Below are 13,583 nucleotides of genomic sequence, written 5' to 3' on the forward strand. Positions count from 1 at the left end.
ACCTTTGTTTGCAATACTGTGCGACCACGATATGTTAGAAGAATTACAGCGTCTACAAGCGCATATTGGTGTTTTAAAAACACGAATTGATCATTATGAAAGTGAAAATAAGGCCCTCAGCACAGCCAAGCAAACTGCTGAGGAACAGCATCATGCTCAAATTGTGCAAAGAAACGGCATTATTACTGCCAAGCAAGATGAAATTGAGAATCTGACTGAGCAATTAAGCAGCACTCAAGCGCAATTACAGCAGTTAAACCAAGATGCGACAGCACTGGCAGATCGTTACAGTCGTTTGGAAAAAAGCTGTACTGATTTGAAAAATCGCTTTCAGGAAATTTTGGCTGAGCGCAATGAATTACGCATTTTGAAAGAAAAAATGCTGAATGATCAGCGTATGAATCAGCAAGAAATTCAGACACTCAAACAAGAACGTGAAAGATTGTTACAAAAAAATGAGCATGCCAAAGCCAAAGTGGAAGCCATTATTCAGCGTCTTGCAATTTTAGGTACAGCTCAAGATCATCATGCGCAAGAAATTCAACAACTTGCCCACCCTGCTGAAGTGAATGAGGAAGGCTAATATGTCAGTTCAAATTCCAATTGATTTACGTGTTTTAGGGCATAGTTTCCGTTTAGCCACAACTGAAGAGAAAAAAGAAGACTTAGAACGTGCAGCACAATTATTGAATGAACGCTATGATGAGTTTCGTCGTAAAGCGCCCAATATGGAACCTAGCAAACTGATTATTGTGGTGGCTTTAGAGTTAATGCAAGAGGTTCTTTCTATGAATAAATCTTTGCAGCACTATGCGCATTGTGAGCGTTTACTCAGCACTATTTTGCAAGAAGTCGAAGCCCTCACTTAAATGTTGTTTTTTTATTAAAGTTTGCATAAAGGCTATACAAATGAGCCTAGTCTTTATAGTTAATTCGTGAACATGAGTTGCCAAGCAACTGAGATAGGTTATACTAATTCTAACTCTGAGATGTTCGCCAGCGAGTCTATATCCCTGCCGATACTTAAATCTTAGGATTGTGTTCTGCATATTTAGAGCGTATGCCCATCTCGTATGGGAAACCCAGCAAGTATGCGTCGCGTCCGCCTTGAACTTTTTCGGGTTCAGGGTAACGACATGCAGCGGCATCTTCGGAGCTAATTAGTTATTTAATGCCATAAATACAATATTTTATAAAACCTCACTTTCGACATTTTCACTTTCTCAGCTTTTGGATAGCTCATCCATCCTAAGCCTTATCATCAACAGCCTAGTAGCTATCTAAAATGAAAATATTAGAGAAATAAAATGAAAAGTTTTCTTTTGTCAGAATAAATTTAAAACTACTGATCTCGACATTAAAGCTTGCTAAGTAGTTTGAATCAGTATCAATTTCATCACTTCTAAACACATTCAATCTCACCCACATGATGATAGTTGCGATTAAAATAAATCAATGCCTGATCTTTCTGATTTTTTTGTATGGCAACAATTGGGCAAATAAAAATAGTATGCGTTCCGACTTCTTGAATTTGCGAAATTTCACAATCAAAGCTCACTAATGCATTTTTTAATATAGGAGCACCCGTTTCTAAAGCAGCCCATTCCGCCAGTTTAAAACGCTCATCGGAGCTCAATTTTGATGAGGCAAACGCATTTGCAAGGTGTTCTTGTTCTGCATTCAGCACATTCACACACAGCACTTTATTTTCTAAAAAACTGAGATGAGAACGCGATGATTTGTTCATGCACACCAACAAGGTCGGCGGTGTATCTGTCACGCTACACACCGCAGATGCAGTAAAACCATGACGTCCTGCATCTCCGATTGTCGTCACTACATTGACCGCACTTGATAAGAAAGACATTGCATTTTTAAAGTCTGTCGCTTTAACCATCACCGTATTCCAACACTCAACTTTTATAGAAAGTCCAAAGGATGCTTTTTGCATGAAAAAGCATCCATGATTCACTTAACTTGAATTCACTTGGCTTGAATTAACTTCGCCAGGTCAAACGCTTAACTAGATAATTCTTGGCGAATGATGTTCGTACCAGCGGCCAAAGCCTGTAACTTGCCCCGCGCAACCTGACGACTCAACGGCGCCATACCGCAGTTGGTCGAAGGATAAAGCTTATCAGCATCGACAAACTGCAATGCTTTGCGCAATGTATTTGCGACTTCATCGGCTGTTTCAATGGTATTTGTTGCAACATCAATCGCACCCACCATCACCTTTTTACCGCGGATAAGCTCAAGCAAATCCATCGGAACACGTGAGTTGTGACATTCCAGTGAGATAATATCTAAATTTGACTGCTGTAATTTTGGGAAAACAGCCTCGTATTGACGCCATTCTGAGCCGAGTGTTTTTTTCCAATCAGTATTGGCTTTAATGCCATAGCCATAGCAAATATGCACGGCCGTTTCACATTTCAAACCTTCTAAAGCACGCTCTAATGTTGCCACGCCCCAGTCATTCACCTCATCAAAAAACACGTTAAACGCAGGTTCATCAAATTGAATAATGTCTACTCCTGCAGCTTCAAGTTCACGTGCTTCCCGATTCAGGATTTTGGCAAACTCCCATGCTAATTTTTCACGGCTCTTGTAGTGTGCATCGTATAAAGTATCAATCATGGTCATAGGGCCAGGCAGCGCCCATTTAATAGGTTGATCTGTCAGTGAGCGCAAGAATTTGGCATCTTCGACAAATACTGGTTTTTGCCGAGAAACTGCACCCACTACCGAAGGGACACTAGCATCATAACGATCACGAATTTTAACTGTTTCACGTTTTTCAAAATCGACACCTTCAAGGTGTTCAATGAAAGTGGTAACAAAATGCTGGCGGGTTTGCTCCCCATCACTCACAATATCAATCCCTGCTTGCAGTTGTTCATGCAGTGATAGACTTAGCGCATCTTGTTTTGCGTCCAGTAATTCTTGCCCTGTTAATTTCCAAGCTGACCAAAGCTTTTCAGGTTCTGCCAGCCACGAAGGTTTAGGTAAACTGCCAGCCGTTGAGGTCGGTAATAAAATAGTCATTTTGAATCTTCTATCTGTATTTTAAGTTAAGCAACACGTTCTTGTTTGGCAGCATAAGCCGGCACAAATTTGGCAGCCCATTGTTCAAGAATGTCTTGATAAGGCTTGATAAAGTTTTCTTCAGTCCATTTGCCCTGCTTGACTGCCAACTGAGCACGCTCAACTCGGTCATACACAACTTGGGTCAATGAATAATCCTGATAATTCAAACTTGGCTGATAGACCTCGCCTGCAGGTGAGTTGGTGTTATAAATTTCAGGACGATAAATTTTCTGGAAACTTTCCATGGTACTGATAGCACTGATCAGCTCAAAATCTGTGTAATCACGCAGTAAATCACCAGAAAAATAGAACGCAAGCGGTGCATTGCTATTTTCCGGTTTAAAGTAACGCACGGTTAGACCCATTTTTTCAAAGTAGTCATCGGTACGTGAATATTCATCATTTTTATATTCTGTACCTAAGACAGGATGCACATTGGTCGTACGATAATAAGTTTTTGAAGTGGATACGCTCAGGCAAATCACAGGTTGTTTTTGGAACTCGGCTTGAAACACTGCCGAACAGACCAAATGCTGATAAAGCTTACCGTGCAAATCGCCAAAACTTTCAGGCTTTTCATTGACTTTGCAGCCCAATGCTGGCAATACCACACTAAAGTCATAATCACGAACATAAGAAGAAAAGCTGTTGCCAATCATGCCTTCAATGCGTTCATTTGTTTGATGATCTATGATCGTGCTTTTTAGCATTTCAATGAATGGGAAAGTTTTGCCATTTCCTTCAATATCAATTTCTGCAGAAATGATGTCAATTTCAAGCGAATAACGATCACCTTTAGGGTTATCGCAAGACGCCAGCGAGTTAAAACGATTATTGATCATCGCTAAGGTTCTGCGTAAATTTTCCTGACGACTTTCACCTCGCGCTAAATTTGCAAAATTGGTGGTTAAACGCGTGCTGTTAGCAGGTTCATAGTTTTCGTCAAAACGAATACGCTTAATTGAACAAGTGAATGGCTTAGTCATGATGATCTACTACCCAAATTTAAAAAGTTAAAATTTCTGAATGAGGATATTTATACTAGAACGACAAAGTGAATAAAAATGATTTAACCTCAACCTAAAGTGAATTTCATTCACCTTTATAAAAAAATGCAGCAATATTTCTAAAATAATGATTCTTCTGCGATAAGCAAAATTTTAAAATTTAAATAAATATCTTAATAACAATGATTTAAATAAAAATATATTTTTATTCTGAAAAATATTGAGGAGTAGATTTTAGTTGATAGCCCATTACCCATTCAGCAAATTTCAGCCCTGAATGAATGAAACTCAGCTTGAAGTTAGAAAATCTCAGCTTCTGATTGGCATGGTTGAGCATCTTCTTGATAAAACGTATTGATTGAATCACATTAAAGTCACTAGACAAAAAAATAGGTCAATCGTCAGTTTACCAATTGACCTTAGCTATAAGCTCACACCTTGGGGCTCATAGATGATGCAATTTTATTGAACTTGTGCAGGAAAACCATCTTCAGCCAATGCAGCGGTAATTTGATCTACTGTTGCAGTGCTTTCCACAGTCACAATTTTAGTCGCTAAATCGACTTCAACTTTTGCAGTAGGATCAACATCTTGAATCGTTGCAGTGACGCCACGTGCACAACCGCCACAAGTCATATTTTCAATCAATAGTTTCATTAAGAACTCCACATTTCTGCATTTGTTGAACTGTAGTTTAAAGCTTACCATGCTGGTAAGGTCAAGCTTATTCTAAGCAAGAATTTACTTGACCTTACCATCATGTCAATCTATATGCTAAGCACATCATCCCCCAAATTATAGAGACAACTATGGACGCAAAACACCCAAATGCCTCTCCCTATCAGGAAACCTTGTCTATAGAAGGCATGACCTGTGCCTCATGTGTTGGGCGTGTGGAAAAAGCTTTAAAAAAAGTCGATGGTGTAGAAAAAGCTGAAGTGAATCTTGCAACTGAAAAAGCACTAATTCACGCATCGCAACCTTTAGACCGCGCACTACTCATTAAGGCGGTGCAACGTGCAGGTTTTGATGTGCCAGCCATTCAACCGATAGAACTGTCTATTGATGGCATGACCTGTGCCTCGTGTGTGGCACGTGTCGAAAAAGCTTTAAAAAAAGTGCCTGGTGTAGAACAAGCCAATGTCAATTTGGCGACTGAACGCGCGTGGATTCAGCCGAATGCCGCAATTTCTAGCCAAGATTTAATTCAAGCGATCCAAAAAGCAGGTTATGACGCCAAACTGCTGCAACACGACGCTAATGAACAACACGATAAAAAAAATCTAGAACAGCAACAACTGAAACGTGATTTAGTGATTTCAGTCATTTTAGCCTTGCCTGTATTTATTCTGGAAATGGGATCACACATGATTCCTGCCTTTCACATGTGGGTGATGCACAATATTGGACAACAACAAAGCTGGTTAATTCAATTTGCTTTAACCACATTGGTACTGCTTTTACCTGGACGCCGTTTTTATCAAAAAGGGATTCCTGCGCTGTTACGTTTTGCGCCTGATATGAACTCTTTGGTGGCTGTGGGAACTTTGGCTGCTTACAGTTTTTCATTGGTGGCGACATTTATGCCACAGCTTTTACCCGAAGGCACAGTGCATGTTTATTATGAAGCTGCGGCAGTGATTGTCAGTTTAATTTTGCTGGGTCGCTATTTTGAAGCCAAAGCCAAAGGGCGCACATCTCAAGCCATTCAGCATTTAATTGGCATGCAAGCTAAAACTGCGCGTATTCATCGGGATGGTCAAATTATTGAAGTACCTGTGGCAGAAGTGAGTTCCAATACCATTGTTGAAATCCGCCCAGGTGAGCGCATTCCTGTAGATGGTGAAGTTGTCGAGGGTCATAGCTATATAGATGAATCGATGATTACGGGTGAACCTGTGCCTGTAGCCAAACAAGTCGGCCATCAAGTTGTGGGCGGCACCATCAACCAAAATGGCACACTGAATATTCGTGCCACAGCGATTGGTGAAGCTTCAGTATTGGCGCAAATTATTCGCATGGTCGAGCAGGCGCAAGGGTCTAAATTGCCCATTCAAGCATTGGTAGATAAAGTGACTATGTGGTTTGTGCCTGCCGTGATGCTATTGGCTGCACTTACTTTTATTGTGTGGTTTATTTTTGGCCCAGAACCAGCCCTAACTTTTGGTTTAGTCAATGCGGTTGCTGTGCTGATTATTGCCTGCCCATGTGCAATGGGTTTAGCCACACCTACTTCAATTATGGTGGGAACAGGTCGTGGCGCAGAAATGGGGGTGCTGTTTCGTAAAGGTGAAGCTTTGCAGCTGTTGCAAGAGGTTAAAGTGATTGCGGTGGATAAAACAGGAACGCTCACCGAAGGCAAACCGACATTGACCGATTTTCATGTGCAATCGGGTTTTGATGCAGATCGAGTTTTTGCACTTTTGGCATCAGTTGAAGCAAAGTCTGAGCATCCCATTGCATTGGCGATTGTGCAAGCTGCAACAGAAAAGCAAGTCAGTTTACTGCCTGTGACCGAGTTTGACAGCATCATAGGTTCTGGTATTAAAGCACGAGTGGATGCTCAGCGTATTCAGATTGGTGCAGACCGTTATATGCAGCAAATTGGGTTAGATGTTAGTGCTTTTGATGCAGAAGCTGCACGTTTGGGGCACGAAGGTAAAACGCCAATTTATATGGCGATTGATCAGCAACTGGCAGCCATTGTGGCCGTTGCTGACCCCATTAAAAATACGACTTTTGCTGCAATTGCAGCGTTGCATCAACTGGGTTTAAAAGTGGCGATGATTACAGGTGACAACAGACATACGGCTCAGGCAATTGCTGCCCGTTTACAGATTGATCATGTGGTAGCCGAAGTTTTACCTGAAGGTAAGGTTGATGTTGTACGTGAATTACAACAGCAATTTGGACGTGTGGCTTTTGTGGGCGATGGCATTAATGATGCCCCTGCTTTGGCACAAGCCGATGTCGGAATTGCGATTGGTACAGGCACAGATGTTGCGATTGAAGCAGCCGAAGTGGTGTTGATGTCGGGCAATTTACAAGGTGTGCCGAATGCAATTGCGTTGAGTAAAGCCACCATCCGCAATATTCGTCAAAATCTATTTTGGGCATTTATTTATAATATTGCCTTGATTCCAATTGCTGCGGGCGTGCTGTATCCGTTTGCAGGTATTTTGCTCTCGCCTATTTTTGCTGCGGGTGCGATGGCGTTATCTTCAGTGTTTGTGTTGGGTAATGCGCTCCGCTTAAAATATTTCCAAGCAGCACAGGTTTAAATGTAACATACAAAGGGTTTAGAAGATTGTTCTATGCCCTTTTATAAGAGAAGTCACATGAATATTGGTCAAGCCTCTAAGCTATCGGGTATTTCCAGCAAAATGATTCGTTATTATGAGCAAATTGGTTTGTTAGATACGGCCAAACGCTCTGCTTCGGGTTATCGAATTTATTCTGAGCAAGACTTAAAAACGTTGTCTTTTATTAAACATGCGCGGGATTTGGGTTTTTCTTCTGAGCAAATGAAAGAATTGCTAGGTTTATGGAAAAATGCTGACCGACAAAGTGCAGAAGTGAAGCAACTCACGCTTAAACATATTGAAACCTTAAAACAAAAGATTGCACAATTACAGGAAATGGCGAATTGGCTACAAAGTTCTGCAGACCATTGCTCTGGTGATGAGCAAGCCGATTGTGTGATTTTGAAGAATATTGAATTGGGCAAGTGAGAATTCAACTCAACATTGAATTTTAAATGGCTTTGTTGCACAAAACTATCTCTAAGGCTTATTCCACAATATAATTTCCAAATGAATAAGCCTAAACCCAAGATTTATCCGACAACCCATTGGTCTTCATATTACCGAGCACTCATTCATCGCGAAAATATTGCCATTTGGTTTGATCCTGCTGCGCAATGCTATGCTCCATAAAAGGGAAACAAGGGATATACCGAACCTACTCCAAAGCAGCCATCCAATACTGCTTAATGATGAAATCCTTATTCAATCTTTCTTTACCTATGGTCATTGGCTTTGTACAAAACATCTTTTTCTGAAATAAAGCACCTATTTAACCGATAATTTTTTTAGAATGATTTATGCTATATCACACATCAATAAATGAAAATTGAATAACAAGAGAATTTGATTTATGCCTCATTCTTACCACCTCGAAAAACATTATATTGCACGATCTGGATGGTTACGTGCTGCAGTTTTAGGGGCGAACGATGGAATCATTTCTGTGACCAGTTTGGTCGTTGGGATGGCAGCTAGTGGTGCATCTTCTCAAACCCTGTTGATTACCTGTATTGCGGGTTTAATTTCGGGCGCTGCTTCTATGGCAGCGGGTGAATATATTTCGGTGAAATCTCAACAAGACATTGAAAAAAATGACCTTGCAATGGAAGCTCGTGAATTAAAACTCAACCCAGAGCATGAGCTAAAAGAGCTCACCAATATTTATATGATTCGCGGTTTAGATGCCAAATTGGCAGAACAAGTGGCCATACAACTGACTGCACATAATGCTTTAGATGCCCATGCCCGTGATGAAATTGGTATTTTAGAACACACCGCAGCGCGACCATTTACCGCAGCATTTTCTTCGGCATTGGCATTTACCATAGGTTCATTATTCCCGTTGGTGTCTATTTTACTGTTACCTGAACATCTGTTAGATAAAGGCGTGATGCTGGTCGGTGTAATCAGTCTAGGCATTATGGGTGCGCTTGCCAGCTATGTGGGTGGTGCAAGTATGTGCAAAGGCGCATTGCGCGTCATGATTTGGGGTATTGTTGCCATGGTATTCAGTGCGTGGATTGGTTCCATGTTCCATGTCGCTGTGGCTTAAAACCTAGAAAATTCAGTATAAATTTCTGTCCTGTCTTTGAATAAAGATATATTCAGAGATAGGGCAAGCTTCAGAAATAGCATGAAGGGGCAGGTTGTCCATGCAAAGTTGATATCTCTAAAATTTCTATCTTCCACAAATAAACACTACAACAGATTCAGCCACAATTTTAAGTGAGTTTTAAGTTTCAAGTATTAGGCTAAAACATCTTAAAGTCTTTTGAATCATTGACGATGTCTAAGCAGTCCCAATCACCACTTACTCCGTCTTTCTTGGCCCGACTGCGCGTTTGGCAAAAACCGATTTCTTTATTCTATTTCAATCTAATGCTTGCCCTATGGTTAGGCTTGGTATTGAACTATGGATTTTATGAGAAAATTCAACAATTCACACCTTATCAGGGCATTAAAGCCATAGGCTTATTGATTGCAACTGTGATCGTCATCGTATCGGCGTATCATCTGTTGCTGCAATGGCTGAACTGGCGTTGGAATGCCAAAATATTAGCCAGTATTTTGATTGTAGTCGGTGGATTCAGCGCTTATTTTGTTAATAGCTTGGGCGTAGTGATTACCGCAGACCAAATTCAAAATATGCTGCAAACCGATGTACGTGAAGTACGTGATCTTTTGTCTGTACGCTTAGTGGTTTGGAGTGTGCTGTTTGTACTATTGCCATTGGTCTTGGTGTGGTCTGTTAAAATTCAGCCGACTCATTTTGCCCGTCAATTACTGCAAAAGACTTTAGGCAGTGTAGTTTCGATTGTGCTGATTTTGGGTTTATTGTTCTGTTTTTATGTGGATTATGCTGCAATCTTCCGCGAGCATCGTGATTTAAAAGGCATGCTTTCTCCACAAAATGCGATTGCCTCTAGTCTATCGTATTATAAAAAGAAAGCACCCAAACAGAATTTGCCGCTGCTGCGCTATGGTGAAGATGCACTTTTAATTCAACCTGCACAAGCAGGCGCACCACCCAAAATTATGCTGTTGGTGGTCGGTGAAACTGCACGTGCCGAAAGCTTCTCGCTGAATGGCTACGCAAAAAATACTAGTCCAGAACTGTCTAAACTGCCTGTGATTAATTTCAGTCAAGTCAGCTCTTGTGGTACTGCCACAGCTGTTTCTGTGCCGTGTATGTTCTCGGGGATGCCACGCCAAAATTATGATGAACAACTGGCAAGTCACCGTGAAGGTTTACTGGATATTGCACAGCGTGCAGGTTATCAAGTCACTTGGATTGATAACAATTCAGGCTGTAAAGGTGCCTGTGATCGGGTGCAGCAATATCAAATTCCTGCAGCGCTAAAACAAAAATGGTGTGATGCCAGCGGTGAATGTTTAGATGAAATTTTAGTCGACAGTTTACAGGCTTATCTTGCTCAACTTGACCCGAAAGACACGCGCTCACATTTAATTGTATTGCACCAAATGGGCAGTCATGGACCAGCTTATTTCAAACGCTCAACCGCAGCTTATCAACCCTTCCAACCGACGTGTAATAGTAATGCGATTCAGGGCTGCAGTGCCGATGCCTTACGCAACACCTATGACAACTCGATTGTCTACACCGACCATGTTTTAAGTCAGTTGATTCAAACTTTAGCGCAACAAAAACACTATCAAACCGGTTTTTGGTATTTGTCTGACCATGGTGAGTCGACAGGTGAACATGGTTTATATTTGCACGGTGCACCATATTCCATGGCGCCTACTCAACAAACCCATGTACCTATGCTGATGTGGTTTTCAGAAACTTGGCAACAACAAAATTCTGCGCAAGTGAATTGCTTAAAAGCACAACGCCAAGCAACATTGAGTCAGGATAATCTTTTCCCAAGTTTATTGAGCTTGCTGAACGTAAAAAGCAAAGTGATTGACCCGAAAAATGATATGCTGAATCAATGTTCTACCCCATTTACCGTCCAACCGCAGCACGAGTCATCACATGCCCAAAATATTAATCATCGAAGATGATTTTATGATTGCCGAATCGACCCAAACCTTACTCAAGTTACAGCAATTTGATGTTACTTGGGTAAATAACGGGATTGATGGCTTAAAGCAATTACAGCTGCACGATATCCAACTGGTGTTGCTGGACTTAGGCTTACCCATGATGGACGGCATGCAAGTATTAAAAAATATTCGCCAGTTACATCCACAATTGCCCGTACTGATTATTTCTGCGCGTGATCAATTGCAACAACGAGTTGATGGTTTAAATCAGGGCGCAGATGATTATTTAATTAAGCCCTATGAGTTTGATGAATTACTGGCGCGAATTTATGCCCTACTCAGACGCAGCGGTACACAAAATCCAGTGAATAATACTGCGCATATTTTAAGTTATGGCGATTTAGTCTTAGATACCGAACAACATTTGGCAAAATTCAAAGGTGAATATATTGAATTGTCGAATCGTGAATGGGCAATTTTAATGGCTTTGCTCAGCCACCCTAATAAAATTTTCTCTAAAAGTAATTTAGAAGATAAATTATACGATTTTGACAGTGAAGTCAGCAGCAACACAATCGAAGTCTATATTCACCATTTGCGCACCAAACTTGGCAAAGACTTTATTCGTACCATTCGTGGTTTGGGCTACCGTTTAGGGCAAATTTAATGCAATCCTACTCTTTGCAAAAACGTCTGATTATTTATGTTTCTATTTTTAGTGTCATGTTGGGCTGCGTTTTGGTATTTGCAGCGTATCGAATTGCCCTAGAAGAAATCAATGAAATTTTAGATGCACAAATGCAAAGTTTGGCAGAACGCATTGCAGAGAACCACCCTGAACCTACGCGAAGCCAAATCAATTTAAATCAGAAATATAGCGAAGAAGACTTATTTGTCGATATTTGGTCGTATGCTGATGCAACACCACAATTACACCCTCAAGGTGTGTTGCTACTACAACCTGTAGAAAAACCGGGTTTTTATAGTCATCAAACTGAATCTGGATTGTGGCATACCTATATTTTGCCGCAGGAAAATCTGCAAATTCAAATTAGCCAGCAAAACTCTGTGCGCCAATATTTAGCTTTAGAATTAGCGGCAAATATGTTTATTCCCTATGCACTATTTTTACCCTTTGCATTATTGGCTTTAGGTTGGCTAATTCACCATAATTTTCAACCGCTCAATGACTTTAAAAGTGAATTGGCACGTCGTAAAGCACAGGATCTCAACCCAATTCGCATGCTGGATTATCCTGTTGAGCTTGCACCCACTATTCAGGAAATGAATCAATTATTTACGCGAATTTCTGCCGCACAGCAGGATCAGCGTCAGTTCGTTGCCGATGCTGCACATGAATTACGTACCCCACTCACCGCACTTAATTTACAGGTACAAATTTTATTGCAGGAATTTCCACATAGTGATGCCCTAAATAATTTAAGCCAAGGAGTTTTACGATTGCAACATTTGGTCAATCAGTTATTAAGCTTAGCCAAACAAGATGCCTTAGATAGTCTAATTGAAAGCGATCAAACCCTATCCTTAAATCAAATGACCATTGCCTGTGTGGAACAGCTCATTCAATTGGCATTGCAAAAAGATATTGATTTAGGTGTCGAACAACGCCAAGAGTTGAATATCCACGGACAAAGTTCTACTTTACATTCCATTATTTATAATTTAATTGATAATGCGATTAAATATACCCCTCAACAAGGCGTGATTAATGTGACTATTTTTCAGCAAGCGCCGCATGCAATTTTGCAAATTGAAGACAGCGGTACAGGCATTGACCCCGCTCTATTCAACCAAATTCGACAGCGTTTTTACCGTATTCATAACCATGCAGAAATTGGCAGCGGCTTAGGTTTATCTATTGTAGATAAAGCCACGCAACGCTTAGGTGCAAGTCTAGATTTTTCAAAAAGTACCAGTTTAGGTGGTTTATGTGTGCAGGTTAAATTTCCGATGCGTTAAAATCAGGTTTTGAGTGTGGCAATTTATGCGCCAAGAACGCATAAGCAACCACGTTTAAACACCAAGTCACCCAGCCTGTCCAAAGGTTATGACTAAAAAAATGTGCACCGCGCATCATTTGCGCCCAACCCATCCCCATGCCCAAAATACATGCCGCAATCAAGAAAAAATAAGCACGTTTAGGTTGAGTAACTCGATAAATAAAATATCCGACCAATAAAGCAAAGCCACTAGAAGCATGCCCACCAGGAAAACAATGCCCTGCCGTTGCACTTAAATCCCACCAAACTCCACGCGCTGTGGCTATACTCATATCCCACGGGCAAGCATGTACCGACTGTGATTTAAGTACGGCAATCACACTAGTCGTTATCACCACCATCCAAAAGAAATAGCCAAACTCCCAACGACGGGTGCGTAATTTTTGCAATCTAAAAGACAACAACCAAGCCAGCAAATAACTCAGATATACCGCAATGAGGATATATTTGACATAACGGTGATTTAATTCAGCCAAAGCCCAGTCTTGTCGAAGTGGAAATTCTGCATGCGCATCTACGAAGGGTTGAATGAGCTGTAAATCTAGCCTGCCTGCAACACTAAAAAAATTGAGCAAGATCAGCAAACTCAGAATAAGTAAAATTGCTTGAAAAAGTAAAAATTTTGAATGCTGATGCCGCATGAGGAATAC

At 40.9% G+C, this 13,583-nt stretch carries 13 protein-coding genes, 1 other RNA gene and 1 pseudogene; 10 read left to right on the forward strand and 5 right to left on the reverse strand.

The genetic code is table 11. The features are described 5' to 3' along the window. Nucleotides 1–31 precede the first annotated feature (31 nt). The 3 genes from AC0T5Z_RS09245 to ssrS all read left to right on the forward strand — a co-directional run bounded on the left by AC0T5Z_RS09245 (nt 32) and on the right by ssrS (nt 1,161). Nucleotides 32–583 (forward strand): hypothetical protein, encoded by a 552-nt coding sequence (locus tag AC0T5Z_RS09245; protein ID WP_435337112.1) that lies wholly within the window; start codon nt 32–34, stop codon nt 581–583. Between the two features lies 1 nt (nt 584). Next, a complete protein-coding gene (locus AC0T5Z_RS09250; protein ID WP_435337113.1) occupies nt 585–869 on the forward strand; it encodes a cell division protein ZapA in 285 nt (94 codons plus the stop codon). A 109-nt stretch (nt 870–978) separates the two neighbouring features. After that, a non-coding RNA gene (ssrS, locus tag AC0T5Z_RS09255) (6S RNA) lies at nt 979–1,161 on the forward strand. A gap of 241 nt (nt 1,162–1,402) precedes the next feature. On the opposite strand, the gene AC0T5Z_RS09260 is transcribed toward ssrS, so the two are convergent. The 4 genes from AC0T5Z_RS09260 to AC0T5Z_RS09275 all read right to left on the reverse strand — a co-directional run bounded on the left by AC0T5Z_RS09260 (nt 1,403) and on the right by AC0T5Z_RS09275 (nt 4,754). Beyond that, on the reverse strand, nt 1,403–1,897 hold the full coding sequence (locus tag AC0T5Z_RS09260) for a flavin reductase (protein ID WP_435337128.1): 495 nt from the start codon (nt 1,895–1,897) through the stop codon (nt 1,403–1,405). A 122-nt stretch (nt 1,898–2,019) separates the two neighbouring features. Continuing rightward, entirely contained in the window at nt 2,020–3,048 is a 1,029-nt protein-coding gene (locus AC0T5Z_RS09265) for a methionine synthase (protein ID WP_435337114.1), read from the reverse strand. A 26-nt stretch (nt 3,049–3,074) separates the two neighbouring features. Then, nucleotides 3,075–4,076, reverse strand: a complete 1,002-nt coding sequence (locus tag AC0T5Z_RS09270) for a putative oxygenase MesX (RefSeq protein ID WP_435337115.1) — start codon at nt 4,074–4,076, stop codon at nt 3,075–3,077. 483 nt (nt 4,077–4,559) lie between these two features. Beyond that, on the reverse strand, nt 4,560–4,754 hold the full coding sequence (locus AC0T5Z_RS09275) for a heavy-metal-associated domain-containing protein (protein WP_435337116.1): 195 nt from the start codon (nt 4,752–4,754) through the stop codon (nt 4,560–4,562). Between the two features lie 152 nt (nt 4,755–4,906). On the opposite strand from AC0T5Z_RS09275, the gene AC0T5Z_RS09280 reads away from it, so the two are divergent. The 7 genes and pseudogenes from AC0T5Z_RS09280 to AC0T5Z_RS09310 all read left to right on the forward strand — a co-directional run bounded on the left by AC0T5Z_RS09280 (nt 4,907) and on the right by AC0T5Z_RS09310 (nt 12,892). Next, entirely contained in the window at nt 4,907–7,378 is a 2,472-nt protein-coding gene (locus AC0T5Z_RS09280; RefSeq protein ID WP_435337117.1) for a heavy metal translocating P-type ATPase, read from the forward strand. A 57-nt stretch (nt 7,379–7,435) separates the two neighbouring features. Continuing rightward, nucleotides 7,436–7,828, forward strand: coding sequence for a Cu(I)-responsive transcriptional regulator (gene cueR / locus AC0T5Z_RS09285; protein ID WP_435337118.1), 393 nt, complete (start codon nt 7,436–7,438; stop codon nt 7,826–7,828). An 81-nt stretch (nt 7,829–7,909) separates the two neighbouring features. Next, nucleotides 7,910–8,148, forward strand: a pseudogene (locus AC0T5Z_RS09290) (transposase); the annotation flags it as partial. A gap of 104 nt (nt 8,149–8,252) precedes the next feature. Continuing rightward, a complete protein-coding gene (locus AC0T5Z_RS09295) occupies nt 8,253–8,954 on the forward strand; it encodes a VIT1/CCC1 transporter family protein (protein WP_435337119.1) in 702 nt (233 codons plus the stop codon). A 233-nt stretch (nt 8,955–9,187) separates the two neighbouring features. Further along, the gene (locus tag AC0T5Z_RS09300; protein WP_435337120.1) at nt 9,188–10,930 is read left to right on the forward strand and encodes a phosphoethanolamine transferase; all 1,743 of its coding nucleotides are present in this window, start codon (nt 9,188–9,190) and stop codon (nt 10,928–10,930) included. Beyond that, on the forward strand, nt 10,902–11,579 hold the full coding sequence (locus AC0T5Z_RS09305) for a response regulator transcription factor (RefSeq protein WP_435337121.1): 678 nt from the start codon (nt 10,902–10,904) through the stop codon (nt 11,577–11,579). The genes AC0T5Z_RS09300 and AC0T5Z_RS09305 overlap by 29 nt, the downstream gene beginning before the upstream one ends. Next, nucleotides 11,579–12,892: an ATP-binding protein gene (locus tag AC0T5Z_RS09310; protein ID WP_435337122.1), complete on the forward strand. Its 1,314-nt coding sequence runs from the start codon at nt 11,579–11,581 to the stop codon at nt 12,890–12,892. Before AC0T5Z_RS09305 ends, AC0T5Z_RS09310 begins: the two co-directional genes overlap by 1 nt. Here the strand turns inward: AC0T5Z_RS09310 and AC0T5Z_RS09315 are convergent. Next, nucleotides 12,873–13,574: a phosphatase PAP2 family protein gene (locus AC0T5Z_RS09315; RefSeq protein ID WP_435337123.1), complete on the reverse strand. Its 702-nt coding sequence runs from the start codon at nt 13,572–13,574 to the stop codon at nt 12,873–12,875. The two genes, AC0T5Z_RS09310 and AC0T5Z_RS09315, sit on opposite strands and share 20 nt — an antisense overlap. Nucleotides 13,575–13,583 lie beyond the last annotated feature (9 nt).

It is taken from the genome of Acinetobacter pengchengensis (assembly GCF_982235305.1).

What these genes read in the sequence shown, in the direction of transcription:
- AC0T5Z_RS09295 (WP_435337119.1), top strand. Translation starts at nt 8,253, where the DNA reads ATGCCTCATTCTTACCACCTCGAAAAACATTATATTGCACGATCTGGA.
- AC0T5Z_RS09315 (WP_435337123.1), bottom strand. Translation starts at nt 13,574, where the DNA reads ATGCGGCATCAGCATTCAAAATTTTTACTTTTTCAAGCAATTTTACTT.
- AC0T5Z_RS09300 (WP_435337120.1), top strand. Translation starts at nt 9,188, where the DNA reads ATGTCTAAGCAGTCCCAATCACCACTTACTCCGTCTTTCTTGGCCCGA.
- AC0T5Z_RS09270 (WP_435337115.1), bottom strand. Translation starts at nt 4,076, where the DNA reads ATGACTAAGCCATTCACTTGTTCAATTAAGCGTATTCGTTTTGACGAA.
- AC0T5Z_RS09310 (WP_435337122.1), top strand. Translation starts at nt 11,579, where the DNA reads ATGCAATCCTACTCTTTGCAAAAACGTCTGATTATTTATGTTTCTATT.
- AC0T5Z_RS09265 (WP_435337114.1), bottom strand. Translation starts at nt 3,048, where the DNA reads ATGACTATTTTATTACCGACCTCAACGGCTGGCAGTTTACCTAAACCT.
- AC0T5Z_RS09250 (WP_435337113.1), top strand. Translation starts at nt 585, where the DNA reads ATGTCAGTTCAAATTCCAATTGATTTACGTGTTTTAGGGCATAGTTTC.
- AC0T5Z_RS09245 (WP_435337112.1), top strand. Translation starts at nt 32, where the DNA reads ATGTTAGAAGAATTACAGCGTCTACAAGCGCATATTGGTGTTTTAAAA.
- AC0T5Z_RS09275 (WP_435337116.1), bottom strand. Translation starts at nt 4,754, where the DNA reads ATGAAACTATTGATTGAAAATATGACTTGTGGCGGTTGTGCACGTGGC.
- AC0T5Z_RS09280 (WP_435337117.1), top strand. Translation starts at nt 4,907, where the DNA reads ATGGACGCAAAACACCCAAATGCCTCTCCCTATCAGGAAACCTTGTCT.
- cueR (WP_435337118.1), top strand. Translation starts at nt 7,436, where the DNA reads ATGAATATTGGTCAAGCCTCTAAGCTATCGGGTATTTCCAGCAAAATG.
- AC0T5Z_RS09260 (WP_435337128.1), bottom strand. Translation starts at nt 1,897, where the DNA reads ATGGTTAAAGCGACAGACTTTAAAAATGCAATGTCTTTCTTATCAAGT.
- AC0T5Z_RS09305 (WP_435337121.1), top strand. Translation starts at nt 10,902, where the DNA reads ATGCCCAAAATATTAATCATCGAAGATGATTTTATGATTGCCGAATCG.